At 59.4% G+C, this 23,796-nt stretch carries 27 protein-coding genes; 12 read left to right on the forward strand and 15 right to left on the reverse strand.

Annotated elements, in window-relative coordinates; translation table 11 throughout:
* Positions 1-86: 86 nt before the first annotated feature.
* Positions 87-704 carry a GcrA family cell cycle regulator gene (locus H4P12_RS08940; RefSeq protein ID WP_187793282.1) on the reverse strand — a complete coding sequence of 206 codons (618 nt, stop codon included), beginning with the start codon at positions 702-704 and terminating at the stop codon, positions 87-89.
* 116 nt (positions 705-820) lie between these two features.
* Here H4P12_RS08940 and H4P12_RS08945 point away from each other — a divergent pair, with 116 nt between their 5' ends.
* The 3 genes from H4P12_RS08945 (at position 821) to argF (ending at position 4,051) form a co-directional block, all read left to right on the forward strand.
* The gene (locus H4P12_RS08945) at positions 821-1,639 is read left to right on the forward strand and encodes an ABC transporter permease (RefSeq protein ID WP_246449070.1); all 819 of its coding nucleotides are present in this window, start codon (positions 821-823) and stop codon (positions 1,637-1,639) included.
* Between the two features lie 142 nt (positions 1,640-1,781).
* Positions 1,782-2,957 (forward strand): aspartate aminotransferase family protein, encoded by a 1,176-nt coding sequence (locus tag H4P12_RS08950; protein ID WP_187793283.1) that lies wholly within the window; start codon positions 1,782-1,784, stop codon positions 2,955-2,957.
* Positions 2,958-3,124: 167 nt separating this feature from the next.
* On the forward strand, positions 3,125-4,051 hold the full coding sequence (argF, locus tag H4P12_RS08955) for an ornithine carbamoyltransferase (protein ID WP_187793284.1): 927 nt from the start codon (positions 3,125-3,127) through the stop codon (positions 4,049-4,051).
* A 12-nt stretch (positions 4,052-4,063) separates the two neighbouring features.
* Here the strand turns inward: argF and H4P12_RS08960 are convergent, their stop codons facing one another.
* Positions 4,064-5,005, reverse strand: coding sequence for a nucleoside recognition domain-containing protein (locus H4P12_RS08960; RefSeq protein ID WP_187793285.1), 942 nt, complete (start codon positions 5,003-5,005; stop codon positions 4,064-4,066).
* Between the two features lie 115 nt (positions 5,006-5,120).
* Here H4P12_RS08960 and H4P12_RS08965 point away from each other — a divergent pair, with 115 nt between their 5' ends.
* Positions 5,121-5,582, forward strand: a complete 462-nt coding sequence (locus H4P12_RS08965) for an Lrp/AsnC family transcriptional regulator (RefSeq protein WP_223115743.1) — start codon at positions 5,121-5,123, stop codon at positions 5,580-5,582.
* A 52-nt stretch (positions 5,583-5,634) separates the two neighbouring features.
* On the opposite strand, the gene H4P12_RS08970 is transcribed toward H4P12_RS08965, so the two are convergent.
* Positions 5,635-7,227 (reverse strand): phosphoenolpyruvate carboxykinase, encoded by a 1,593-nt coding sequence (locus tag H4P12_RS08970; protein WP_187793286.1) that lies wholly within the window; start codon positions 7,225-7,227, stop codon positions 5,635-5,637.
* A 206-nt stretch (positions 7,228-7,433) separates the two neighbouring features.
* Between H4P12_RS08970 and H4P12_RS08975 the strand changes: the two genes are divergently transcribed.
* The 6 genes from H4P12_RS08975 (at position 7,434) to H4P12_RS09000 (ending at position 10,702) form a co-directional block, all read left to right on the forward strand.
* Positions 7,434-7,850: an HPr kinase/phosphorylase gene (locus H4P12_RS08975; protein ID WP_187793287.1), complete on the forward strand. Its 417-nt coding sequence runs from the start codon at positions 7,434-7,436 to the stop codon at positions 7,848-7,850.
* A 40-nt stretch (positions 7,851-7,890) separates the two neighbouring features.
* Entirely contained in the window at positions 7,891-8,895 is a 1,005-nt protein-coding gene (gene rapZ, locus H4P12_RS08980; RefSeq protein ID WP_187793377.1) for an RNase adapter RapZ, read from the forward strand.
* Positions 8,892-9,314, forward strand: a complete 423-nt coding sequence (locus tag H4P12_RS08985; protein ID WP_187793288.1) for a PTS sugar transporter subunit IIA — start codon at positions 8,892-8,894, stop codon at positions 9,312-9,314. Before rapZ ends, H4P12_RS08985 begins: the two co-directional genes overlap by 4 nt.
* On the forward strand, positions 9,311-9,589 hold the full coding sequence (locus H4P12_RS08990; protein WP_187793289.1) for an HPr family phosphocarrier protein: 279 nt from the start codon (positions 9,311-9,313) through the stop codon (positions 9,587-9,589). Before H4P12_RS08985 ends, H4P12_RS08990 begins: the two co-directional genes overlap by 4 nt.
* A gap of 5 nt (positions 9,590-9,594) precedes the next feature.
* A complete protein-coding gene (locus H4P12_RS08995; RefSeq protein ID WP_343069791.1) occupies positions 9,595-10,209 on the forward strand; it encodes a TetR/AcrR family transcriptional regulator in 615 nt (204 codons plus the stop codon).
* A gap of 82 nt (positions 10,210-10,291) precedes the next feature.
* A complete protein-coding gene (locus tag H4P12_RS09000) occupies positions 10,292-10,702 on the forward strand; it encodes a DUF2852 domain-containing protein (RefSeq protein WP_187793290.1) in 411 nt (136 codons plus the stop codon).
* A 43-nt stretch (positions 10,703-10,745) separates the two neighbouring features.
* Here the strand turns inward: H4P12_RS09000 and betC are convergent, their stop codons facing one another.
* The 9 genes from betC to H4P12_RS09045 all read right to left on the reverse strand — a co-directional run bounded on the left by betC (position 10,746) and on the right by H4P12_RS09045 (position 18,282).
* Complete coding sequence (betC, locus tag H4P12_RS09005) at positions 10,746-12,290, reverse strand: choline-sulfatase (protein WP_187793291.1); 1,545 nt, start codon at positions 12,288-12,290, stop codon at positions 10,746-10,748.
* Entirely contained in the window at positions 12,244-13,185 is a 942-nt protein-coding gene (gene choX, locus H4P12_RS09010; protein ID WP_187793292.1) for a choline ABC transporter substrate-binding protein, read from the reverse strand. The genes betC and choX overlap by 47 nt, the downstream gene beginning before the upstream one ends.
* Positions 13,186-13,266: 81 nt before the next feature.
* Positions 13,267-14,142 carry a 3-hydroxybutyryl-CoA dehydrogenase gene (locus H4P12_RS09015; protein ID WP_187793293.1) on the reverse strand — a complete coding sequence of 292 codons (876 nt, stop codon included), beginning with the start codon at positions 14,140-14,142 and terminating at the stop codon, positions 13,267-13,269.
* 155 nt (positions 14,143-14,297) lie between these two features.
* Entirely contained in the window at positions 14,298-15,224 is a 927-nt protein-coding gene (locus tag H4P12_RS09020) for an electron transfer flavoprotein subunit alpha/FixB family protein (protein ID WP_187793294.1), read from the reverse strand.
* Entirely contained in the window at positions 15,224-15,982 is a 759-nt protein-coding gene (locus H4P12_RS09025) for an electron transfer flavoprotein subunit beta/FixA family protein (protein ID WP_187793295.1), read from the reverse strand. The genes H4P12_RS09020 and H4P12_RS09025 overlap by 1 nt, the downstream gene beginning before the upstream one ends.
* 136 nt (positions 15,983-16,118) lie before the next feature.
* Positions 16,119-16,691, reverse strand: a complete 573-nt coding sequence (locus H4P12_RS09030; RefSeq protein WP_187793296.1) for a cob(I)yrinic acid a,c-diamide adenosyltransferase — start codon at positions 16,689-16,691, stop codon at positions 16,119-16,121.
* Complete coding sequence (locus tag H4P12_RS09035; RefSeq protein ID WP_187793297.1) at positions 16,691-16,891, reverse strand: twin transmembrane helix small protein; 201 nt, start codon at positions 16,889-16,891, stop codon at positions 16,691-16,693. The genes H4P12_RS09030 and H4P12_RS09035 overlap by 1 nt, the downstream gene beginning before the upstream one ends.
* Positions 16,892-16,915: 24 nt before the next feature.
* Entirely contained in the window at positions 16,916-17,734 is an 819-nt protein-coding gene (locus H4P12_RS09040) for an SDR family NAD(P)-dependent oxidoreductase (protein WP_187793298.1), read from the reverse strand.
* Complete coding sequence (locus tag H4P12_RS09045; RefSeq protein ID WP_187793299.1) at positions 17,731-18,282, reverse strand: SH3 domain-containing protein; 552 nt, start codon at positions 18,280-18,282, stop codon at positions 17,731-17,733. The genes H4P12_RS09040 and H4P12_RS09045 overlap by 4 nt, the downstream gene beginning before the upstream one ends.
* A 147-nt stretch (positions 18,283-18,429) precedes the next feature.
* Here H4P12_RS09045 and parC point away from each other — a divergent pair, with 147 nt between their 5' ends.
* On the forward strand, positions 18,430-20,673 hold the full coding sequence (gene parC / locus H4P12_RS09050) for a DNA topoisomerase IV subunit A (RefSeq protein WP_187793300.1): 2,244 nt from the start codon (positions 18,430-18,432) through the stop codon (positions 20,671-20,673).
* Between the two features lie 175 nt (positions 20,674-20,848).
* On the opposite strand, the gene H4P12_RS09055 is transcribed toward parC, so the two are convergent.
* The 3 genes from H4P12_RS09055 to H4P12_RS09065 all read right to left on the reverse strand — a co-directional run bounded on the left by H4P12_RS09055 (position 20,849) and on the right by H4P12_RS09065 (position 23,032).
* Entirely contained in the window at positions 20,849-21,460 is a 612-nt protein-coding gene (locus H4P12_RS09055; protein WP_246449076.1) for a cytochrome b/b6 domain-containing protein, read from the reverse strand.
* Positions 21,435-21,893: a c-type cytochrome gene (locus H4P12_RS09060; protein ID WP_187793301.1), complete on the reverse strand. Its 459-nt coding sequence runs from the start codon at positions 21,891-21,893 to the stop codon at positions 21,435-21,437. The genes H4P12_RS09055 and H4P12_RS09060 overlap by 26 nt, the downstream gene beginning before the upstream one ends.
* 179 nt (positions 21,894-22,072) lie before the next feature.
* Complete coding sequence (locus H4P12_RS09065; RefSeq protein ID WP_187793302.1) at positions 22,073-23,032, reverse strand: tellurite resistance TerB family protein; 960 nt, start codon at positions 23,030-23,032, stop codon at positions 22,073-22,075.
* 229 nt (positions 23,033-23,261) lie between these two features.
* Here H4P12_RS09065 and H4P12_RS09070 point away from each other — a divergent pair.
* Positions 23,262-23,796: GTP-binding protein (locus tag H4P12_RS09070; protein ID WP_187793303.1), on the forward strand; the 535-nt coding region annotated here is incomplete at its 3' end.

Raw genomic sequence — 23,796 nt, forward strand, 5'->3', positions numbered from 1 at the left:
AACGGGATCGTCCCAGTCAAGCGGTCTTAAATCACAAACAAAAAACCGCCCGAAGGCGGCCTTTCATTCGAAACATCGCCGCAATCTCAACGGCGGCGGTCGCGACGTGAGCTCATCGGCTGGAAGGCCACGCCAACATGAGCTTCGCAATAGGGTTTGCCCGCCTGACTGGGCAGGCCGCAGAACCAGAACTTGTCGGTTGCCGGATCGCCGATAGGCCATTTGCAGGTGCGCTCGGTCAGTTCCATCAGCGACAGCTTGCGGGCCTTTTTCTCGACCTCGCGGACGCTTGCCAGGGCTTCGGGGCTGATTTCATTGGCCGAAGGCTGCGGCGGTAGCGGTTGGCCTGCGGGAACGATCGGGCGGCGCGGCGCTGGGGTAAAATTGGGCTGCGGCGCGACGATCGTGGGTTTTTCTGCGGCCCGTTCGGGCTTGGCTGCAATCGGCTCTGCCTCGGGCTTTGGCGCGGCAGGCTTTTTCTCGGCCTTTTTTTCGGGCGTGGGCTGTTCGGCCTTGGGGGTGGGTGCTGCTGCTGCAGACTCAGTGCCGCTGTCATCGGTCCGGTTGGACAAGCCAAGGCGATGGACCTTGCCGATGACGGCATTGCGGGTTACGCCGCCCAGTTCTTTGGCGATGGCGCTGGCCGACTGACCTTCGCCCCACATACGCTTGAGCGTCTCGACACGTTCATCCGTCCAGGACATAGCTGCCTTTCCTGGCGGGTCCGCCCCGCCGTCCATCTTGAAACCTGTGAATAGTCCCGTCACAAACGGGATGCTGAGATTTAGCGCCCGTAACGCAAGAATTCAAGGACTGCAGCATGGCTCGTGATACAATCGTTGAAAGCGGCGCAATGGGCGTGCGCCGTTTCGGGCGCGTCAACTGGCTGGGGCTGCGCACCCTGGCGGTGCGAGAGGTCATGCGCTTCACGGCCGTCTGGCAGCAGACGATCTTTGCTCCGTTGATGACGGCGGCCTTGTTCGTGTTGGTTTTTGCGCTAGCGCTTGGGCAAGGCAGAGGCGAAGTCATGGGACTGCCCTATCTGGTGTTTTTGGGGCCGGGCATCCTGATGATGACGGTCATTCAGAACTCTTTTGCCAATACTTCATCTTCGATCACCGCCGCCAAGGTCCAGGGAAATATCGTCGACACGCTGATGCCGCCTCTGTCGGCTGGGGAATTGCTGGCTGGTTATCTGGCGGGATCGGTCGTGCGCGCGGGTCTGGTGGCGCTGGTGATCGGAACCGGGATGGTGCTTGTCACCGGTGTGGGGATCGTCCACCCCCTATGGACGCTGGCTTTCGTGCTGATGGCGGCGCTGTTACTGGGTGGGCTGGGCATTCTGGCCGGGATCATGGCGCAAAAGTTCGATCAGATGGCAGCGATCACGAATTTCATCATAACGCCGCTCAGCTTTCTGTCGGGGACGTTCTACTCGGTCCAGAACCTGCCCGCGCCATTCGACACGCTGTCGCACTGGAACCCGATCTTTTATCTGATCGACGGCGCACGCTATGGCGTCACGGGCGTCAGCGATGCGCCGCCGTTGCGTGGGTTGGTGATTTGTGCCGCCGTTGTGGCGCTTGTGCTGTTCATCGCATGGCGGTGGTTGAAAACGGGCTATCGGATGAAACCGTGATTGCGCGGTGCAAAAAACCGCGCTATGCCCTGATGCATGATCGCATGGACCGTACATACCGCACGCTTCCGACGTTGACGCTTTCGTCAGCATCCGATCTTGTTTATCCGCACAATCCGTCATGCCATTCGGGGAATCCGCCATGATTTCGCATGTTTTACCGACCTATAACCGGGCACCCATCTCGTTCGAGCGGGGTGAGGGAAGCTGGGCCATTGCCACCAACGGCGACCGATATCTGGACCTTGGATCAGGCATCGCCGTAAATGTGCTGGGCCATGCCAACCCTGAACTGGTGGCGGTGCTGACCGAACAGGCGGGCAAGATCTGGCATGTGTCGAACGTCTACCAGATTCCCCAACAGGAAAAGCTGGCCGATCTGCTGGTGGAAAATACCTTTGCCGATACGGTTTTCTTTACCAACTCCGGGACCGAGGCCGCTGAACTGGCAATCAAGATGACCCGGAAATACTGGGATCATGAAGGTCAGCCAGACCGTATCGAAATTCTGACATTTGACGGCGCGTTCCACGGCCGCTCGACCGGGGCTATTGCAGCTGCGGGGTCGGAAAAGATGGTCAAGGGCTTCGGCCCGCTGATGCCGGGTTTCAAGCAACTGCCTTGGGGCGATATGGACGCCCTGCGGGCCGCCATCAGCGACAAGACGGCGGCCGTGATGGTCGAGCCTATTCAGGGCGAAGGCGGCATTCGTCCGATCGCAGATGCAGATCTGCACGACATCCGGGCGCTGTGCGATCAGGTCGGCGCGCTGCTGATTCTGGACGAGGTTCAGTGCGGCATGGGCCGGACCGGGCGTCTGTTCGCGCATGAATATGCTGGTATCACGCCGGACATCATGATGGTCGCCAAGGGTATTGGCGGTGGCTTTCCGCTGGGCGCGGTTCTGGCGACAGAAAGGGCCGCTGCGGGTATGGGCGCGGGCACGCATGGATCGACCTATGGCGGCAACCCTTTGGGCTGTGCTGTCGGGACGAAGGTCATGGAGATCGTGTCCAGCGACGGATTTCTGGCCGAGGTGAATCGCAAGGCGTCGCTGTTCCGGCAGAAGCTGGAAGGGCTTGTGGCAGCGCATCCCGACGTGTTCGAGGGTGTGCGCGGGCAGGGGCTGATGCTGGGCCTGAAAGCAAAGGTCGCGCCGACCGACCTGGTCAAGGCGGGCTATGACGAACATATCCTGACCGTTGCGGCTGCCGACAACACGCTGCGCCTGCTGCCGCCGCTGAATATCACGGATGAGGACATCACCGAAGCCGTGGCGCGGTTGGACCGGGTCGCGGCGCATTTTGACGGAAGCTGAGGTCTTGGGATGTTGATCGGAATTTTCGGGGCAAGTGCTTTGCGAGCGAAGAAAATCCGCTTCCGATGAAGCGGCGTTGCTGAAATTTTCTTTGCCCCGAACCCCGGAGGCTTGACCTTATCCCGGCGACGCGGCTTGCTTGACCGAAAATTCCGAAAGACTTGCGCATGAACAACTTCCTCGACATCAGCACGACCAGCAAAGAGCACCTGAGATCTATCATCGATCAGGCCCAGGCCATGAAAACCGCGCGGAATGGCCGCCCCAAGGGCACCCCCGACGACGATATGCCGCTGGACGGTCGCATGGTTGCGCTGATTTTTGAAAAGCCCTCGACCCGCACCCGCGTCAGTTTTGACGTTGGCGTGCGTCAGATGGGTGGCCAGACGATGGTGCTGTCGGGGTCCGAGATGCAGTTGGGCCATGGCGAAACCATTGCTGACACCGCACGGGTGCTGTCGCGCTATGTCGATCTGATCATGATCCGCACCTTTGAGGAGGCGACGCTGCTGGAGATGGCCGAATATGCCACCGTGCCGGTGATAAACGGCCTGACCAATCGGACGCATCCCTGTCAGATCATGGCGGATGTGATGACGTTTGAGGAACATCGCGGCCCGATTACGGGCCGAAAAGTGGTCTGGTCGGGCGATGGTAACAATGTCTTTGCCAGCTTCGCCCACGCCGCCGGGCAGTTCGGGTTCGATCTGACCTTTACCGGTCCTCCGCCGCTGGACCCCGAACGTGATGCGCTGGAATTTGCCGCGTCCAAAGGTCATCCGGTGACGATCGAACGCGATCCGATGCGGGCTGTCGAAGGCGCTGATCTGGTCGTGACCGATACATGGGTCAGTATGCATGACCCGCAGTCGGCCAAAGAGCGCAGGCACAATCAGTTGCGCGGCTATCAGGTGAACGCCGCATTGATGGCGCATGCCAAGCCTGACGCGTTGTTCATGCATTGCCTGCCCGCTCATCGTGATGATGAGGCGACAAGCGAGGTGATGGACGGCCCACATTCGGTCATTTTTGACGAGGCAGAAAATCGTTTGCATGCGCAAAAGGCGATCATGCGCTATTGTCTGGGTTTATAAGTTGCCGCGCCCCTATGACTGGGGCGCGCGTTCCGGCAGTTTTGTCAACACCGCCGCGACCAGTGCCGTAGCGATCATGGCAAAGACCATCCGCCCGGCCAGCACGCTGAACGCATCGGCGCCAAGGGCCATGACGACCAGCGTGTCCTCGATCATGCTATGCGCGAATCCCATGAAGGTGCAGGACAGAAACACCTGACGCGGGGCGATTTGGCCGCTGCGCGCCTCGCGGATCAATAATCCGCCGCCATAGCTGATACCCAGCAGCAGGCCGATCACGGTCAGATTAACAGCCTTGCCCCGGATGCCCACTAACCGCATCAGCGGGGTCAGCAGGCGGTGGATCAGGGCCATGATGCCCAGCCGTTGCAGTAGCGCCATCAGAAGCATCAGCGCGACCAGAATGACGAACATCATTGCCAAGGTCTCGGCCAATCCGATCAGAAAACCGGCCCAGCCGCTGCTGTCGGCCACCGGCTGCCAGGCGGGAGCCACGGGTTGCGACAGCCAGCCGGTCGCATCGAACAGCACGCGCAGAATCGCCGCATAGATCAGTCCGCCCGCGATGCGCAGCAGGGTCGAGGCCAGCATCCCGGTCCCGGTTCGGCGGATGATCTGCTGTTCGATGGGCAGTGCATGGACGAACAGGATCAGCGCCGAAAAGACCGTCACATCCGCCACGCTGAGATAGTCCATGGGGACCAGCAGGAACAACAGCACTGCGGCGTTCCAGATGCCGATCAGCACGCCCGCCAGCAGCGCCAGCGCCAGTTCAGGTGGCAAGCCATAGAAGCCCATTAGTGGCGCGAAAGCCGGCGCAATCGCGGCAATGACGCCGGTCCGCATCAGAAATTCGACCGTGATGGCCACCGGCGCGATAATGCGGGCCAGTTCCCACCAGATGGAAAAGATCTCGGCCGTGCTGCGGCGTATGGGGGCAGTCCAGTGGGGCATGGGCACTCTCGTATGTCTGCTGGCCCCATAGCTAACGGAAAGCCATGCCGCGGTGTGGTCAAAGATTGCACATTTATGCAATATTATTGCAAGACTTGCGCTGAAAGGCCGTGCCATGCTGGATAAGATCGACCGCAAAATCCTGAACCTAATGCAGCGCGATGCCGGGCGCACCAATGCGCAGATGGCGGATGAGGTGGGCCTGTCGCCGTCGACTTGCCTGCGCCGGGTGCGGCGGCTGCAGCGTGGCGGGTTCATCGACCGGATCATCGCGATCCTTGATCCGGCGCGGGCGGGGCGGGGGCTGAAGGCGATTGTCACGGTCGAGCTTGACAGACACGGCGCGCATGAGCAGCGGCGCTTTCTAGAGCTTGCCTGCGCGCAGACCGCCGTGGTGCAGGCCTATGCGGTGACGGGGCAGACCGATGTCGTTCTGATGCTGCGGCTGCGCGACATGGAGGAACTCGACCAGCTTTGCGAGCGGCTGTTTCGCGAAGGATCGGGCGTCGCGCGGTTCTTTACCATGATGGTGATCCGCACCGCGCGTGAGGAAACCGCGATCCCGCTGGAGGTCTGAATGCAAAGGGCCGCCCCGAAAGGCGGCCCGTCTGCCATAAGGGCAATACGTCTCAACCGATGGCTGCGGCGCGAACTTCATCGTCAATTGCGTCCAGATATTGTGCGAAGTTGTCGCTGAACATCTGAACCAGTTTGGCAGCTTGTTGATCATAGGCTGCAGGATCGGCCCAGGTCTGGCGCGGGTCCAGCAATACGTCCGATACGCCCGGCACCGACACAGGAACGTCGAAACCGAAATTCGGATCCTTGCGGAACTGCACGTCGTTCAAACTGCCATCCAATGCCGCAGCCAGCAGCGCGCGCGTTGCCTTGATCGGCATCCGGGATCCCGTGCCAAAAGCACCACCGGTCCAACCGGTATTGACCAACCAGCAGGATGCGCCGTGCTGGGCGATCTTGGCTTGCAACAGCTTGCCATAGACCTCTGGGCGGCGGGGCATGAAGGGTGCGCCAAAGCAGGTCGAGAAGGTCGGGATCGGCTCGGTCACGCCAACCTCGGTGCCGGGGGTCTTTGACGTAAAGCCCGACAGGAAGTGATACATTGCCTGCGCAGGCGTCAGCCGAGAAATGGGCGGCAGCACGCCATAAGCATCACAGGTCAGCATGATGACGTTTTTCGGGTGTCCGCCAAGGCTGGTTTCCGACGCATTGCTGATGGCATCCAGCGGATAGGCGCAGCGCATGTTGTCGGTGATCGAGTTGTCCTCGAAATCCAGCTCCAGCGTGTCTTCGTCATAGACCATATTTTCGATCACGGTGCCGAAGCGCTTGGTCGTCGCATAAATTTCCGGCTCGGCCTTGGGCGACAGATTGATCGTCTTGGCGTAGCAACCGCCTTCAAAGTTGAAGATGCCTTTATCCGACCAGCCATGTTCGTCATCACCAATCAGAATACGCGAGGGATCCTGCGACAATGTGGTCTTGCCGGTGCCGGAAAGACCAAAGAAAACCGCTGCGTCATCGGGATTGCCGATTGCGTGGTTTGCGCTGCAATGCATCGGCATGATGCCTTTGCCCGGCAGGATGTAGTTCAGTAGCGTAAAGACCGATTTCTTGTTTTCGCCCGCATATGCGGTATTGCCGATCAGGATCAGCTTCTTCTGGAAATTCAGCGCAATCACCGTCTCGCTGCGGCAGCCGTGACGTTCTGGGTCAGCCTTGAAGCTGGGGCAGTTGATGATGGTGAATTCCGGCATGAACGTCGCCAGCTCTTCCGCCTCGGGGCGGCGCAGCAGGTGACGGATGAACAGGTTGTGCCAGGCCAATTCCGTCACGATGCGCACGTCCAGACGGTTATCGGCGTCGGCGCCGCCGAACAGATCCTGCACAAAGTAGTCTTTGCCCTTCATATGCTCCAGCATATCGGCATGCAGGCGATCAAAGGCGTCAGGGGCCATCGGTCGGTTGTTTTCCCACCAGATGCTATTTTCCACATCGGCAGTGCGAACAACATGCTTATCCTTGGGCGAGCGGCCGGTATGCGCACCTGTTGTGGCAAGGAAGGTTCCGCCTAATCCCAGACGGCCTTCGCCACGGGCAATCGCCTCGTTGATGATCGCTGGCTCCAGCAGGTTATAATAGACCCGGCCAAGGCCCTCGATTCCTTGGTCTTCCAAGCGGCAGTTCGGATTTACGCGGGTCATTATGTCGAGGCTCCTGATTGGGGGCTGCGATGGTTTGTAACGATAGTATTGCGGCCTATAGCATGACGCGAGAGGGGGGAAAGACGGGAGCGCAAACGGTTAGCGCAAACAGGAAATGTTAACGCAAGCAGGGGGTAAAACTGTGCGTGTATGGGCGGAAAATTAACTGAAATTGTGCAGGATGGGGAAGGGAAGTGATTCGGATGATGCAAGTTCACGGCACGACAGTGGCACTGGAGGGAAAGGGCCTCCTGATCCTGGGGCCGTCAGGATCAGGGAAGTCAACTTTGGCCCTGCAATTGATGGCGGTGGGAGCACAATTGGTCGCTGATGACAGAACCGACCTGTCAAAAGCGGGCGATGTGGTTGTCGCAAATTGCCCCGAACCGATTCTTGGGCAGATCGAGGCAAGGGGGCTGGGCATCTTGCTCGCCGCCCCCTACGGACCGGTAGAACTGGCCGCTGTTGTGGATTTGGAACGCGAATCCGTGGACCGTTTGCCACGGTCACAGTTTCATGAGGTCCTAGGGGTGGCGTTACCACTTGTTTTGGGGCCGTATCGACCGCATCTTTATGCTGCATTGCGGCAGTTTCTGGTCGGTGGGCTGATCACGCAACGATAGTCAGCGCAAGCCAGCGATAAAGGGAAATCTCTAGGTGGCCATGACCCCGGAAAATCATCGTGAAGTCGAGGCACCCGCAACGGTGCAGCGCTTGGTGCTGGTGACCGGTCCGTCAGGGGCCGGGCGTTCGACTGCCATCAACGTGCTGGAAGATCTTGGGTTCGAAGCCATAGACAACCTGCCTCTGTCGCTGATTCCCAGGCTTCTGGATGGTCCCGCACGTCCGACGCCGCTTGCGCTTGGGCTGGATGTTCGGAACCGCGATTTTTCAGCCACGAATGTGATTGAGCTGATCGACCGTTTGACCCGCGATCCGCGCTATACCCCCGAAGTCTTGTTTCTTGATTGTGCATCGGATGTGCTGGTCAACCGTTATAATGAAACGCGGCGTCGGCACCCGTTGGCCCCGAACAGTTCGCCGTTATCCGGTGTGCAGGCTGAAATCGACATGTTGGGTCCGATCAGAACGCGAGCTGACGTGCTGGTCGATACCTCTGAACTGTCGCCGCATGATCTGAAGGCCGAACTCACGCGATGGTTCGATATCCGGCCGGATCGCAGGCTCAGCCTTTCGCTGCATTCATTCAGCTATAAACGCGGGGTGCCACGCGGTGTCGACATGATGTTCGATTGTCGCTTTTTGTCGAACCCGCATTGGCGGCCCGAATTGCGTGCAAAAACGGGGCAGGACGCCGATGTGCAGGCCTATGTCGAATCGGATGATCGATTCGCTGAATTCTTCGATCGCGTGTCCGGGTTGATCCAGTTTCAACTTCCGGCACATATCGAAGAGGGGAAGTCACACCTTGCCATTGGGTTTGGCTGCACCGGAGGACAACATCGTTCGGTCACAATGGCCGAAAAGATGGCAGTTGAGCTTGCGAATGCAGGCTGGCCAGTGTCAATAAGACACAGGGAACTTGAACGGCGCGTACCGACATTTTCATCCTCGGGCTTTTTGCACCATGGCGCACAGCGTCAACCGGCAATGGCCGAAGGCGAGAATGCGCGGACGCCCTCTATTGGACGTGGTGAAGCGCGTTGATTGGAATTGTGATCGTCGCACATGGCGGATTGGCCCGAGAGTATCTTGCGGCTGTTGAACATGTAGTGGGTCCGCAAAAAGGCATCGCTGCCGTCGCGATCGAGGATGATCACGACCGGGCTGCCAAAACGGCTGAAATACAAACCGCAGCAAATGCGGTTGATAGCGGCGACGGTGTCGTGGTCGTGACGGATTTGTTTGGCGGTTCGCCATCCAATCTGTCGCTACCTGCTTGCGCCATGCGGAACCGAACTATTCTATATGGCGCAAACCTGCCGATGCTGGTCAAGCTGGCCAAGTCGCGCCACTTACCCGTCTCCGACGCTGTGGCCTTTGCCAAAGAAGCGGGCCGGAAATACATCAACTCTTACAACGTTCCGGAAGAAGTCGCCGTAAACGTCAGGTCTCACGCTGGATGAGTGACGGAATTACGCGCCAGCTGGCAATCATCAACGTCAAAGGCCTTCATGCCCGCGCCAGCGCCAAGTTCGTTGACGTGGTCGAGCGTTTTGATGCCCAGGTGCAGGTCGAGAAAGACGGAATGCGTGTTTCGGGCGATTCCATCATGGGTTTGCTGATGCTGACCGCACCGCGGGGCAGCAGCATCACGGTGACAACGTCCGGCACACAAGCAGCCGAACTGGCGGATGCGCTGGAGGCGTTGGTCGGAGATTATTTCGGCGAAGGCATGTAAAGGCCGTGGAGGGTCGTAAATCCTATCACCACGGCAACCTGCGTGAGGCGCTGGTTGAGGCGACGGCTGCCCTGATCGAAGAAATGGGACCGCTGGCCTTTACCTTGACCGAAGCCGCTCGCCGCGCTGGCGTCAGCCCCGCCGCACCCTATCGTCATTTCAAAGGCCGCGAAGAACTGGTCGAAGAGGTTGCCCGACAAGGCTTTCTGGAATTTGCAGGACGTCTGGAAAGGGCCTTCGACGACGGACGACCCAACGCCATCGCGGCATTTCAGCGGCTAGGGCAGGCCTATCTGGATTTCGCCCGCGAACGCCCCGGCTATTACATGGCAATGTTTGAATCCGGCATCTCGATCACGGGCAATGCCGAACTTTCGGCTGCGGGTGATCGTGCCATCGGCGTGATGCTTCGCGCCGCCGAGGCGCTGACGGCGCCGCTGCCCCCGGAAAAGCGCCCGCCCGCGCGAATGGTGGCAAATCACGTCTGGGCGCTTAGCCATGGCGTGGTTGAACTGTTCTCGCGGGGCAAGCCGGGCGGGCGCAGCCCGGTCGGCCCGTCCGAGATGCTGGAAAGCGCCGCCATCATCTATATGCGTGGTCTGGGCCTGATCCCCGAATAAATTTCAACCAAATACTTGACGGACGTCTGGTAATTCTTATCTATGTAAATGTGATTAACATTAACATGAAGGGATCACCAAGATGCAAAGCGCATCGTATCGAATGCCCGCCTATCTACCGACCGCTTCGCGTGTCTCTGGACCTTTGGGCCGCGTGCGTGACTGGCTGGATGAAAGGGGGCGCGCCGCATGGATCGCTGCAATGATCCTTGGCTTCATCGCCTTCTGGCCGGTCGGCCTGGGCATTCTTGGATATATGATCTGGAGCAAACGAATGGTTGGATGCCGCAAGATGCGCAGCTACCGCGCGCACCAATACGCCGCCCCTACGGGCAACACAGCCTTTGACGCCTATCGCGATGAAACGCTGAAGCGTCTTGAGGATGAACATACCGAATTCATGAGCTTCTTGCAGAAACTGCGCGAAGCCAAGGACAAGGCAGAGTTCGATCAATTCATGAATCAGCGCGACAAGGAAAAAGTCGAAGGCTGATCAGAACGACCGAGGGCCGGGAAACCGGCCCTCGCGCATTGAATTATTCTGCGCGTGGGAAGCGTTTGTTTTCTTCCAGCACGTTCAGGTCCATGTGATTGCGCATATAGCGTTCCGACGCCCGCATCAGCGGCTGATAATCCCAGGGGAAATAGGCACCGTTCCTCAGGGCTTCATAAACGATCCAGCGGCGCGCCTGTGATTGGCGCACTTCGGCATCATAGGCGGCAAGGTCCCACCGGTCAGCCGCCATTGCCCGCATCAAGGCCAATTGTGTGGCATATTGGGCGTCGCCTGCCAGATTGGTCAGTTCATCCGGATCGATCTCCAGGTTGAACAGGATTTCGGGGTCCGCCTCGCAAGCGATGTATTTCCACGGCCCATCGCAAAGGGCGACCATCGGGGCAATGCTACCTTCAGCGGCGTATTCCATGGCGACCGGGCCACGGCCAGCTGCGCCGTTCGCAAGCGAGCGACCATCGGTCCACGGCGCGATATCATCCATGGAAAGGCCGGCCAGATCGCATAGCGTCGGCAGCACATCGATGGTGCTGACGGGGGTATCGACACGTCCCGCTGGCATCGACGGTGCCGCGATCATCAGAGGCACCCGCGCCGAACCCTCAAAGAAGCTCATCTTGAACCACAATCCGCGACGGCCCAGCATTTCGCCGTGATCCGACAGGAACAGGATGATCGCCTCTTGCCTGGTGTCCTCCAGCACTTGCAGGATTTCGCCAACCTTGTCGTCGATATAGCTGATATTGGCGAAATAGCCCTGACGAGAGCGGCGGATATCGCGATCCGTGATATCAAAATTCCGCCAGTCGCAGGCATCCATCAATCGCTTGGAATGGGGGTCCTGGTCGTCATGGGCAATCGCCGCTGGCGGCTCTAGTTGGGCTGCGTCGTTATAAAGATCCCAGTATTTGCGCCGTGCGACGAAGGGATCGTGGGGATGGGTGAAGCTGACGGTCAGGCACCACGGGCGTTCATCACCGCCGCGCGCAAGATCGTAAAGCTTGCGACAGGCGTTATAGGCAACCTCATCATCATATTCATACTGGTTGGTGATCTCGGCCACGCCAGCGCCTGTCACCGAACCCAGATTGTGATACCACCAATCAATCCGCTCACCGGGTTTGCGGTAATCCGGGGTCCAGCCGAAATCGGCAGGATAGATGTCGGTGGTCAGCCGTTCCTCGAACCCGTGCATCTGATCGGGGCCGACGAAATGCATCTTGCCGGACAGGCAGGTCTGATAACCCGCCCGACGCAGGTGATGCGCATAGGTCGGGATGTCCGACGCGAATTCCGCCGCGTTGTCATAGACGCGCGTGCGGCGCGGAAGTTGACCGGACATGAAACTGGCCCGGCCGGGCGCACAAAGCGGGCTGCCGGTATAGGCATTGGCAAAACGGGTGGACCGTTCAGCCAGACGTTTCAGGTTGGGCGCATGCAGAAAATCGGCCGGGCCGTCGGGGAACAATGTCCCGGTCAACTGGTCTGCCATCAAGATCAGAATATTGGGCCGCAACTTGTTATCCTTTGACAGCGGCCTCCACAGCCGCAAGACCGGGCTGCCCATCAAGGGTCGTCACGCCGTCCAGCCATTTCGTCAGTACATCGGGATTTTCCGACAGCCATTCCTTTGCCGCTTCCGGGCCCGTCATTCCGTCATCCAGAATCTTGCCCATCAGAACGTTTTCCGTCGGCACATCAAAGGTCAACTGGCTGAATAGCTTTGCCACGTTCGGACAACCCTCGACCCATTCCTTGCGGGCCAGAGTATGCACCGTCGCCCCGCCATAATCCGGTCCGAACTGCGCATCGCCGCCCGACAGATAGGTGATCTCGATGGCTTCGTTCATGGGGTGCGGGGCCCATGCAAGGAACACGGTCGGGGTGCCCGCTGCCTGATTGCGGCTGACCTGCGCCAGCATGGCCTGTTCGCCGCTTTCGACCAGTTCCCAATCACCCAGTCCGAATTCATCAGCCTCGATCATCGCCTGAATGGATTGGTTTGCGGGCGCGCCCGGCTCGATCCCATAAATCTTGCCCCCAAAGGCGTCCTTCCGAGCGTCCAGATCGGAGAAATCTACGACACCGGCATCGGCACCGGCCTTGTTGACTGCCAAAGTGAATTTGGCGCCTTCAAGGTTCTGAACCAGTTCTTCGATCGTGCCTGCCGCGTCCAGATCGTCACGAAACTTCTGCTGAGCGGGCATCCAGTTCCCAAGAAACAGGTCGGTCTGGCTGTTTTTCAGGGCCTCATATCCGACCGGGACGGACAGCGTTGCGATGTCCGGTGTGTAGCCCAGCCCCTCCAGCAGGACCGCAGCCACACCGTTGGTTGCCGTGATGTCAGACCAGCCGGGATCGGAATAGCGGACAGTGGCGCAAGTTTCGGCGTCCTGCGCAAAAGCGGGCAAAGATATCGCTGACAGCAGCAATGCAGCGGTGGAAATTTGGATGCGGTTCATGCGTTTTTCCCTGTTCATGTTTTTCTGCAGCCCAGCGATTTTTCGGGTTTTGGTCACGTCTGACAGCGACATTCGTCGCAATCAGCGTGTCGGAACCGGTGTTTCGCCACGATAGTCATAGAAACCACGACCGGTCTTGCGGCCCAGCCATCCAGCCTCGACATATTTCGTCAACAGAGGGCAAGGGCGGTATTTGGTATCGGCCAGCCCTTCATGCAGCACGTTCATGATCGCCAGACAGGTATCCAAGCCGATGAAATCAGCCAGTTCCAGCGGACCCATGGGCCAGTTCGCCCCCAGCTTCATCGACTGGTCGATGGAGTTGACGGATCCGACCCCTTCATAAAGCGTATAGACCGCTTCGTTGATCATCGGCATCAGAATGCGGTTCACGATGAAAGCCGGGAAATCCTCGGCGCTGGCGGCGGTTTTGCCCAGCCTGTCGACGACGTCATGCATCAGGTCATAGGTCGCCTGATCGGTGGCGATGCCACGGATCAATTCGACCAGTTGCATGACCGGAACGGGGTTCATGAAGTGGAATCCCATGAATTTCTCGGGACGGTCGGTGCGGCTGGCAAGGCGCGTGATCGAGATGGACGAGGTGTTGGAGGTCAGGATCGTGTCAGGCTTCAGATGCGGAACCAGATCTTCAAAGATGGCTTGCTTGACCGTCTCACGCTCGGTCGCGGCCTCGATCACAAGGTCGGTCTTGCCCAGATCTGCCAGTTGCAGCGTGGTTTTGATCCGGCCCATCGCGGCCTTTTTTTCGGCTTCGCTGATTTTCTCGCGGCTGACCTGACGTTCCAGATTCTTGTCGATCAGAACCAGTGCCTTATCCAGCGCGTCCTGACTGATGTCGGTCATCAGGACATCATAGCCAGCCAATGCAAAGACATGGGCAATGCCGTTGCCCATCTGACCTGCACCGATCACACCAACCGTTTCTATCGCCATCTGTCCGCATCCTATCCTGAGTTGCGGCGACGATAGGGCGCGAAAGGGGGGGGTTTCAATGCGAAAACGACGTGGGGGGATGGGCAGGCAGGCGCGGCCGCACACAAAAACGCCCCGGACGATGCCGGGGCGTTTTCAATTCGCAATATGCCAAATCACAGCTTCTGTGTCAGTTCCGGGACGGCCTGGAACAAGTCTGCGACCAGCCCGTAATCGGCGATCTGGAAGATCGGGGCCTCTTCGTCCTTGTTGATGGCGACGATGACCTTCGAATCCTTCATGCCTGCAAGGTGCTGGATCGCGCCCGAGATGCCGACGGCGACGTAAAGCTCGGGGGCCACGACCTTACCGGTCTGGCCAACCTGCCAGTCGTTCGGCGCATAGCCGCTATCGACCGCTGCGCGGGATGCGCCGACGGCGGCACCCAGCTTGTCGGCCAGCGCCTCGATGATTTCGAACTGCTCTTTCGAGCCGACGCCGCGACCGCCTGACACGACGCGACCGGCCGAGGTCAGCTCGGGGCGGTCGCTTTCGGCAACCTGATCGGACACCCAGGTCGACAAGCCCGGATCGTCAGCCAGGGTTGCATCCGCGACCGGGGCCGATCCGCCATCGCCCGCAGCATCGAAGCTGGCGGTGCGGACGGTAAAGACCTTCTTGGCGTCCTTCGATTTCACCGTCTGGATGGCGTTGCCGGCATAGACCGGGCGTTCAAACGTCTCCGCGTCGATCACCGCCGACACGTCCGAAATCACCATGACATCCAGAAGCGCGGCGACGCGCGGCATGATGTTTTTGGCGTCCGTCGTGGCGGGGGCGGCGATGTGGTCATAGTCACCAGCCAGGCTGACCAGCAGCGCGGCGGCAGGTTCGGCCAGACGGTGGCCATAGCGCGCATCCTCGGCGACCAGAACCTTGGCCACGCCTGCGATCTTGGCGGCGTCCTCGGCGGCAGCTTTGGCCGAGGAGCCGGCGCACAGCACCGTCACATCGCCCAAACCCTTGACCGCGTTCACGGCCTTGGCCGTCGCGTCCACGCTCAACTCGCCATTGGTGACTTCACCCAGCAGAAGAACAGCCATCAGATTACCCCCGCTTCTTTCAGTTTCGACACCAGCTCATCGACCGAGCCGACCTTGATCCCGGCCTTGCGGCCCTCGGGTTCGCGGGTTTTCACGACTTCAAGGCGCGGGCTGACATCGACGCCGTAATCGGCAGCGGTTTTTTCCTCCAGCGGCTTTTTCTTGGCCTTCATGATATTGGGCAGCGACGCATAGCGCGGCTCGTTCAAGCGCAAATCTGCGGTGACGATGGTCGGCAGCTTCACCTCGATGGTCTGCAGACCGCCATCGACTTCGCGCGTGACCTTGGCCGTGTCGCCGTCGATGTCCAGCTTGCTGGCAAAGGTCGCCTGGCTCCAGCCCAGCAGCGCGGCCAGCATCTGGCCGGTCGCGTTCATGTCGTTGTCGATCGCCTGCTTGCCCGCGATGACCAGCCCGGGCTGCTCGGCATCGACCACAGCCTTGAGAATCTTGGCGACGGCCAGCGGCTCGATATCGGTGCCGACATCATCGGCGGCAACCACCAGAATCGCGCGGTCGGCCCCCATGGCCAGCGCCGTGCGCAGCGTTTCCTGTGCCTGCTTGACGCCGATCGACACGGCCACGACTTCTTCGGCTTTGCCCGCTTCCTTCAGCCGGATCGCCTCTTCCACCGCGATCTCATCGAACGGGTTCATCGACATCTTCACATTGGCAAGATCAACACCCGATCCGTCCGCCTTCACGCGGGCCTTCACGTTGTAGTCGATCACGCGCTTGACTGGCACGAGAACCTTCATTGGCCTCTCTCCCCTTGGTTTGCGTCATCTGTCGAGGGACAGTGTTACTGGCTGATTTTCTGCATGTGCAACATAAAAACGCCCCACGACGTAGCGTTTGCGGCGTGGTTTCTGCGCCGCGCGAAAGGTGCTGGCGCTAACGGCTGGCCCCTGGAACCCATAGAATATCTTCTGTGCCACTGCCATTGGCCTGCCGGGCCGCGACAAACAGCCAATCGGACAGCCGATTCAGATAGCGGATTGCAGCCCCGTTCACATCGCCGTTCACGGCAAGTTCCGTCGCCCGACGTTCGGCACGGCGTGCAACGGTGCGCGACAGGTGCAGGTAAGAGGCAAGCGCCGTTCCCCCCGGCAGGATAAAGCTGCGCAGCGGCTTCAGGTCGGCGTTCATTTCGTCAATTTCGGTTTCTAGCCGCGCCACCTGATCGTCGATGATGCGCAGCACCGGATAGCCAGCCTTGTCGTCGTCGGTCATATTCGGTCGTGACAGGTCGGCCCCCAGATCGAACAGATCGTTCTGAATAACCGAGATGCGATCCGACAAGATGCCGGCGGCATGCAGACGGCACAGTCCAAGCGTCGCATTCAATTCATCCACGGTGCCATAGGCTTCGACGCGGGCATCATGTTTCGCAACCCGGCTGCCGTCCGACAGCGCGGTATCGCCCTTGTCGCCTGTGCGGGTGTAAATTTTGTTCAGAACAACCATCAGCGCCCTCTTAGCCAAAGCAGTAACATCATCAGCGCGACCGCAACTGCCTGTGCGATGATCCGCCAGCGCATAAGCCGATTTGCGTTGCGGCGATTGAACTCGCCGCCTTTGGCGAATCCGCCGATCCCCGTCAGCAGAATGGCAAACACTACCAAGACGGCCAGAGCGGTCAGATAGAACATAGAGTTATCTTGCATTCGGAACCGCCTTTCGCGGGCAGATTAATTGCGGCGCGCGAACCAGTCCAGTGCACGGGTCGACAGAATGCGCCGCCCGAACCCCGAGATATAGGTCGGCGTCGTGACATAATAGCGCGCCTTGGGCTGCTTTGCTGTCAGCGCGTGGATGATCTTGTCACTGACGGCTGACGGCGACAGTTCGAAACGGTCATTGCCCGTCGGCTCATAAAGCCGTTTCAGCAAGCTGTTGCGATACTGGTCGATCCTTGGGCTGATTTGCCAGTTCACCCATTTTTCGAAATGGGGAATGGAATTTGCGCGAATGCGGCTGGTGATCGGCCCCGGTTCGATCAGAATGACTTTGACGGGGCTGTCCTGCATCTCGATCCGCAGAACATCGGTCAAGCCCTCAAGCGCAAATTTCGTCGCGACATAGGGACCGCGCCACGGAATGCCCACCAGACCAAGGACCGAACTGATGTTGATGATTCGGCCGCCGCGCTGGCGGAAATGCGGGATCAGGCGGACGGTCAGGTCATGCGTGCCGAACAGGTTCGCCTCGAATATCTCGCGCAACGCGCCGCGAGGAATATCCTCGACCGCGCCGGGCAGGGCGAAGGCGGCGTTGTTGATAAGCGCATCCAGCGGACCATCGGCCAGCACCTGTTCCGACAACTCTGCCACGCTGGCGGGATCGGACAATTCAAGGTGCAGGCACGACATGCCCTCGGCCTGACGTGCTGCGATATCTTCTGGCTTTCGACAGGTCGCTACGACTTGCCAGCCTTCGGCCTGCAGGCGGCGTGCGGCGTCAAGCCCGATACCCGACGAGCAACCCGTGATCAGAACCCGCCCACTCATTGCGCGGCTGAAAGAAACTGTCCCGACATGTAACCTTCACGGCCATCCCCGTCGCGGATATGCACCCACTCACCATCGGTCGGGCCAAGCGCCTCAACCGGCGCGCCCTCTGTCAGCGCACCAACGACACGATCGTTTGTCGTCGGACCAGAGCGAAAGTTCACCCGATTGCCGGTGACATACAGAATCGGGCCTTGGGCATTGGCGCGCAGATCACTGGCCTGATCGGCAGCACTGTCGCGGCCTTCATGTTCAGGCGATGGGCGCAAAGGCGGGCCGGGAAATTTCTCAACCCGTTGAGGGGTCTGCGTTTCTGCCTGCACAAGGGCAGAGGCCGGCACCTCTGCCTGTTCGGTAACATCCTCATTCGGCGCGATCGTGGTTTTGATCTGTTCGATCAGCTTTGCAGCCTCCGGGTCTTCTGATGTGGGACGCACATCATCCGCCCGAGCCGCACGCTCCGAACGTTCGCCGCCCGAGCCAAGGGCGATCAGCGCCACCCCAATGACAGCCAACAAAGCCAGCACCAAAGCGCCCAGTCGAATCATGCTGTCATTCCCGTTGTTTTTGTCATCTTGGCGCGCTCTTTAACCGATCTTAACCGTGAACACCAAGCCTGCGGCTTGCCGCAAGGTTCCGTGCTTGACGCAATTTCCGTCTGGACCGACGCCGCGCCGAAGCCTATCCAAGGCGGCATGTCTGATGATTTGCCTATTGATCCCGAAGATAACACCGTTCCCGAGCCGCTAAGCCGCGCCATCGGCGAACGATATCTGACCTATGCGCTGTCCACGATCATGAATCGTGCGCTGCCTGATGCGCGCGACGGGTTAAAGCCCGTGCATCGCCGTATTCTGTTTGCGATGCGCGAATTGCGGCTGTCGCCCACCGGGCCGTTCCGCAAATCCGCCAAGATCACCGGCGATGTGATGGGCAACTATCACCCGCATGGCGATGCCGCGATCTATGACGCGATGGCGCGTTTGGCCCAGGATTTCGCCATGCGCTATCCGCTGGTGGACGGGCAGGGGAACTTTGGCAATATCGACGGCGACAACCCCGCTGCGGCCCGCTATACCGAAGCGCGTCTGGCGGGCACCTCCGAGGCGTTGATGGACGGTCTGGCCGAGGATTCGGTTGACTTTCGCCCGAACTATGACGGCACCCTGACCGAGCCTGTCGTTCTGCCCGCTGCGTTTCCGAATCTGTTGGCGAATGGCGCATCGGGGATTGCGGTTGGTATGGCGACGAATGTGCCGCCCCATAACCTGCATGAGGTGATCGACGCCTGTCTGCATCTGATCAAAACACCCGATGCGCGTGATGACACGCTGGCGGGGATCATTCAGGGACCGGATTTCCCCACGGGCGGGGTGATCGTTGAAAACCGCGAAACCATTGCCGAAAACTATCGCACCGGTCGCGGCGCTTTCCGTGTCCGTGCACGCTGGGCGATCGAGGATCTGGGGCGCAGCCAATGGCAGATCGTGGTGACCGAGATCCCGTATCAGGTTCAGAAATCCAAATTGATCGAACGTCTGGCTGAGCTGATCCAGACAAAAAGAATCCCAATTCTTGCCGATGTGCGCGACGAATCCGCCGAAGATATCCGCATCGTGCTTGAACCGAAAACCCGCGCCGTCGATCCCGAACAAATGATGGCCGCGCTGTTCCGGGTCAGCGATCTGGAACTGCGTTTCAGCATGAACATGAATGTGCTGATCGACGGTCGCGTCCCCAAGGTTTGCAGCCTGAAAGAGGTCTTGCGTGCGTTTCTCGACCACCGCCGTGACGTTCTGCTGCGCCGCACCAACTATCGGTTGGAAAAGATCGCTGCCCGGCTAGAGGTTCTGGAAGGCTATTTGATCGCCTATCTCAACCTTGACCGCGTGATCGAAATCATCCGCTACGAGGATGATCCGAAAGCGGTCATGATCGCCGAATTCAACCTGTCTGATGTTCAGGTCGAAGCTATCCTGAACATGCGCCTGCGTGCGTTGCGCAAGCTCGAGGAGATCGAGCTTCGCACAGAACGCGACAAGCTTTTGGAAGAACGCGAAGGCTTGCTGGCCATGTTGGCTGACGATGGTCAGCAGTGGGCACGCATTTCGGATCAGTTGAAAGAAGTGCGTAACCAGTTTGGCAAATCCTGGGCCGATGGCAAGCGCCGCACCGATATCGCCGAAGCACAAGAGGTCGCGCCCATCGACATGGACGCCATGATCGAGCGTGAGCCGCTAACCGTGATCCTGTCCAAAATGGGTTGGATCAGGGCGATGAAGGGTCTTCAGCCGCTGGATACCGAACTGAAATTCAAGGACGGCGATGGTCCATTCATGGCCCTGCATGCCGAGACGACCGACAAGCTGATGGTCTTCGCGTCAAACGGCCGCTTCTATACGCTGCCCGCCAATAATCTGCCGGGTGGTCGTGGAATGGGCGAACCGCTGCGTCTGATGGTCGACCTGCCAAACGAGGCAAAGGTGATCGCCATGTTCCCTTGGCGTGATGGTGACAAATACCTTGTTGCGTCCAAGGCAGGTGATGGGTTCATCGTTGCGGCCAATGATATCCTTGCGCAGACGAAATCCGGCAAGCAGGTGTTGAATGGTGAAGCGCTGCTGTGCCGACCCGTCAGCGGCGATCATGTCGCGCTGGTCGGATCCAATCGCAAGATGCTGGTCTTCCCGCTCACCGAATTGCCCGAAATGGCGCGGGGCAAGGGCGTCCGGCTGCAGAAATTCGGCAGCGGCGGCGGATTGGTGGAGGCCGATACGCTGACAGATGCAACCTTTGTCACGCTGGCCGACGGTTTAAGCTGGCCTATGGGTGGCGGCAAAACCCGCACCCAAAGCGACCTGACCGAATGGATGGGAAAACGCGCCAGCGCTGGCAGAATGGCGCCGCGTGGTTTTCCGCGCGACAACAAGTTTGGCTGATTGAACGGTCACGCCCTGCCCAGATGATCCAAGGACATCGGACAGGGCGCTTTCACCTTGGACGGTCATCGGCGTCCCCGCCTGTCCCGCAAGGCCTGCGTAACGCGAATTGCTTTCAGCTTGGTTAAAATATCCCCGCCGGAGGCAAGAAAATTCTGAAAATCAGACGGCGCGATTAACGCCGCCGCACCCATTTCCAGCCCGTGATCATCGGCTGGATAAGATCTTCACGCTTCCACAATCGATAGAACGCGATTGCAGAAATGTGCGGGATCACAAGGATCAGGATGATATTCGCGCCCAGTTCGTGCCAACCAACCGCTTTCCCGGCTGTCGCGCTGCTGACCTTGTCTGCCAGGGGGCCGACATTGATGAAATCGTCGGGGTCAGAAATCATGCCGGTCCAGGTCTGCCAGATCAGCGCAGCCAGCATCGCGAAAACTGCCAGCGCCCCGATCGGATTATGCCCGGGCCAATGGCTTGGCTCTCGTCGGAACATGGTTTTCAGATAGGTCGCGATTGCCGAAGGACTGGGCAGGAAGCTGGAAAAACGCGCCGATTCCGGCCCGATAAACCCCCAGACCAACCTGAACGCCAGAAGCGCGATGATCGCATAGCCGAACCAGAAGTGCAGCGTCATCACATCCGGGCCAAATTTGCCCAGTAGCCAGTTTGCGATGACCAGCGTTGCCAGCGACCAGTGATAAATACGCAGGGCAAGGTCCCAGACCCTGACCCGCTTTGTGCTGTCCTGAACCATGTCAACGCGGTTTGCGGTAATCGTCATGACAGGCCTTGCAGGCCCCGCCAAGTTTCTGGACGACAGCGCCAACATTTTGTTGACCGCCCATCACCGCTTCGGGCGAGCCTGCGGCGGCTTCTTTCAGCGCGGCCAGCTTGGTTCCCAAATCCGCGCTATTTTCAAAGGCTGCGGGCAGCAGAGAAGAATCGTCCACATCGTCCGAAGATGTTCCTTCGACCGCGAACAAGGGTGCTGCGTTATATTCCGTCAGCGCAACCAGATTGCTAGCGGCAGCAGAGGCGACGGCTTCGTCATAGGCAATCTCGCCCTTGGCCATTCCAGCCAGCTTGCCCATTTCAATCGAAATCAATTCCATATAGCCCTGACGCGCCTCGATTACATCTTCGGCGTCCTGGGCAAAGATCGTTGCTGGCATGGCGATGGCGGCGGCAAGGGCTGCGTATTTCAAAACTTGCATTGCTGACTCCTGTCGGGCTGGCTGTGTCATTCGATACTGCGGCGCCGCCTCAAATCCGTTTGGCAGCTTCAAAACATTGCCAGAGAGCGTCAATCAGATCAATCAAATCGGCAGATTGTCACGTCGTTGCGATAAACAGTCCTGCCCGGCAGAAGGTTAGCCGGGCAGGAGCGGTCAATTTACGAGTAAAGTGGCTTTACGCCCGCCTCGTTGTGGATCTGATTGACCGTGCCCTGATCAACGCCAAGCGCCTTGGCCAGATCGTTCAGGTATTGCGCCTCGGCCTGACTATCCAGATCAATGGCCAGCAGCGACATGAGATAGACCTGAGCTTCCAGACCGCTTGGAACTTCGCGTGCGAGGGCCTGCGCGTCGACCGGTGCGGCCATTTGTTCGCGGATGAAATTCCGCTCGTCCTCATCCAGCTCGTCGCCCAGATGACCCAGCAGGCGTTGTTTTTCAGCATCGTCAATCTTGCCGTCCGATTTTGCAGCCTGGATCATCGCCTTCAGCATAAGACCGGCAACGGCGTTCTGTTCCGGCGTCGGCGCGATTTCCGGCTCTCCATTGTTCGATACGGCGTCGTTGAACAGCTCACCAAAGCTGGCGTCATTGCTGTCTTGCGACCCTTTGCGCGCCAGACCGCCGGCCGCTGCGCCTCCAGCTGCGCCGCCCAGAAGACCGCCCAAAAGGTCGCCCAATCCACCCGATCCCGACGCCGAGCCGGTGCGCGATTGCTTGGCTCCGCCGGACAGTTGACCCAACAGATCGCCCAGGCCGCCACTGCCGCCCTTGCTACGTGCGCTGTTGGTCAGGCTGTCCAGAATGCCGCCCAGACCGCCGGATGCCCCAGTCGAATTCGGGCCGCCATAGGGGCGGCCCGTGCCAGCGCCGGAGCCGGATCGGCCGGTCTTGCCGCCCAGCACCTGACCCAGCATGTCCGACAGGCTGCCGCCCGAGGTGCCGCTGGTATTGTTGCCCAACAGGTCGTTCAGCAATCCGCCGCCGCCACTGCGTGACTGTGTGGTCCCCGTGGTGGGCTGGCCGGATTTTTGCTGATGCTGCTTCATGACTGCGCCGACACCTTTGGCCAGCATTACACCCGCGGCAACTCGGGCCAGGCTTTTCATCAAACTCATAATTCTTCCTCCGTTGGGACGCCGAAATTCCGGCGCGGTCCCTGCATTCGATGTTGAACGACTCGGCCTGCCGCAGGGTTCCGTGACAAAACCATGACTTCATTATACGTGAACCGCCAAGAGCCTGTTGCAATTGGTGTTTGCTGCCCTTGATTTTTTCCCAATCCGCTTATAAATCGCGCCCACATTCATCGGGGCCTTCACGCCGCCCCGCGATCAGGAGGCCCAGATGGCAAAGGCAAAGTTTGAACGTACGAAACCGCACGTCAACATCGGCACGATTGGTCACGTTGACCATGGCAAGACGACGCTGACGGCTGCGATCACGAAGTATTTCGGTGACTTCAAGGCTTACGACCAGATTGACGGCGCACCGGAAGAGAAAGCCCGTGGCATCACGATCTCGACCGCTCACGTTGAATACGAGTCGGCCGACCGTCACTATGCCCACGTCGATTGCCCCGGCCACGCTGACTATGTGAAGAACATGATCACCGGTGCGGCGCAGATGGACGGCGCGATCCTGGTTGTGAACGCCGCTGACGGCCCGATGCCGCAGACGCGCGAGCACATCCTGCTGGGCCGTCAGGTCGGCATTCCCTACATGGTCGTCTACCTGAACAAGGTCGACCAGGTGGATGACGAAGAGCTGCTGGAACTGGTCGAGATGGAAGTCCGCGAATTGCTGTCGTCCTACGACTACCCGGGCGATGACATTCCGATCATCAAGGGTTCGGCTCTGGCCGCGATGGAAGGCCGTGATC

This window comes from Paracoccus amoyensis, from assembly GCF_014490725.1.
Classification (GTDB): Bacteria; Pseudomonadota; Alphaproteobacteria; order Rhodobacterales; family Rhodobacteraceae; genus Paracoccus; species Paracoccus amoyensis.

Coding starts and splice junctions, on each gene's coding strand:
- H4P12_RS08940 (WP_187793282.1), bottom strand. CDS start 704: ATGTCCTGGACGGATGAACGTGTCGAGACGCTCAAGCGTATGTGGGGC.
- H4P12_RS08945 (WP_246449070.1), top strand. CDS start 821: ATGGCTCGTGATACAATCGTTGAAAGCGGCGCAATGGGCGTGCGCCGT.
- H4P12_RS08950 (WP_187793283.1), top strand. CDS start 1,782: ATGATTTCGCATGTTTTACCGACCTATAACCGGGCACCCATCTCGTTC.
- argF (WP_187793284.1), top strand. CDS start 3,125: ATGAACAACTTCCTCGACATCAGCACGACCAGCAAAGAGCACCTGAGA.
- H4P12_RS08960 (WP_187793285.1), bottom strand. CDS start 5,005: ATGCCCCACTGGACTGCCCCCATACGCCGCAGCACGGCCGAGATCTTT.
- H4P12_RS08965 (WP_223115743.1), top strand. CDS start 5,121: ATGCTGGATAAGATCGACCGCAAAATCCTGAACCTAATGCAGCGCGAT.
- H4P12_RS08970 (WP_187793286.1), bottom strand. CDS start 7,227: ATGACCCGCGTAAATCCGAACTGCCGCTTGGAAGACCAAGGAATCGAG.
- H4P12_RS08975 (WP_187793287.1), top strand. CDS start 7,434: ATGCAAGTTCACGGCACGACAGTGGCACTGGAGGGAAAGGGCCTCCTG.
- rapZ (WP_187793377.1), top strand. CDS start 7,891: ATGACCCCGGAAAATCATCGTGAAGTCGAGGCACCCGCAACGGTGCAG.
- H4P12_RS08990 (WP_187793289.1), top strand. CDS start 9,311: ATGAGTGACGGAATTACGCGCCAGCTGGCAATCATCAACGTCAAAGGC.
- H4P12_RS09000 (WP_187793290.1), top strand. CDS start 10,292: ATGCAAAGCGCATCGTATCGAATGCCCGCCTATCTACCGACCGCTTCG.
- betC (WP_187793291.1), bottom strand. CDS start 12,290: ATGGGCAGCCCGGTCTTGCGGCTGTGGAGGCCGCTGTCAAAGGATAAC.
- choX (WP_187793292.1), bottom strand. CDS start 13,185: ATGAACCGCATCCAAATTTCCACCGCTGCATTGCTGCTGTCAGCGATA.
- H4P12_RS09015 (WP_187793293.1), bottom strand. CDS start 14,142: ATGGCGATAGAAACGGTTGGTGTGATCGGTGCAGGTCAGATGGGCAAC.
- H4P12_RS09020 (WP_187793294.1), bottom strand. CDS start 15,224: ATGGCTGTTCTTCTGCTGGGTGAAGTCACCAATGGCGAGTTGAGCGTG.
- H4P12_RS09025 (WP_187793295.1), bottom strand. CDS start 15,982: ATGAAGGTTCTCGTGCCAGTCAAGCGCGTGATCGACTACAACGTGAAG.
- H4P12_RS09030 (WP_187793296.1), bottom strand. CDS start 16,691: ATGGTTGTTCTGAACAAAATTTACACCCGCACAGGCGACAAGGGCGAT.
- H4P12_RS09035 (WP_187793297.1), bottom strand. CDS start 16,891: ATGCAAGATAACTCTATGTTCTATCTGACCGCTCTGGCCGTCTTGGTA.
- H4P12_RS09040 (WP_187793298.1), bottom strand. CDS start 17,734: ATGAGTGGGCGGGTTCTGATCACGGGTTGCTCGTCGGGTATCGGGCTT.
- H4P12_RS09045 (WP_187793299.1), bottom strand. CDS start 18,282: ATGATTCGACTGGGCGCTTTGGTGCTGGCTTTGTTGGCTGTCATTGGG.
- parC (WP_187793300.1), top strand. CDS start 18,430: ATGTCTGATGATTTGCCTATTGATCCCGAAGATAACACCGTTCCCGAG.
- H4P12_RS09055 (WP_246449076.1), bottom strand. CDS start 21,460: ATGACGATTACCGCAAACCGCGTTGACATGGTTCAGGACAGCACAAAG.
- H4P12_RS09060 (WP_187793301.1), bottom strand. CDS start 21,893: ATGCAAGTTTTGAAATACGCAGCCCTTGCCGCCGCCATCGCCATGCCA.
- H4P12_RS09065 (WP_187793302.1), bottom strand. CDS start 23,032: ATGAGTTTGATGAAAAGCCTGGCCCGAGTTGCCGCGGGTGTAATGCTG.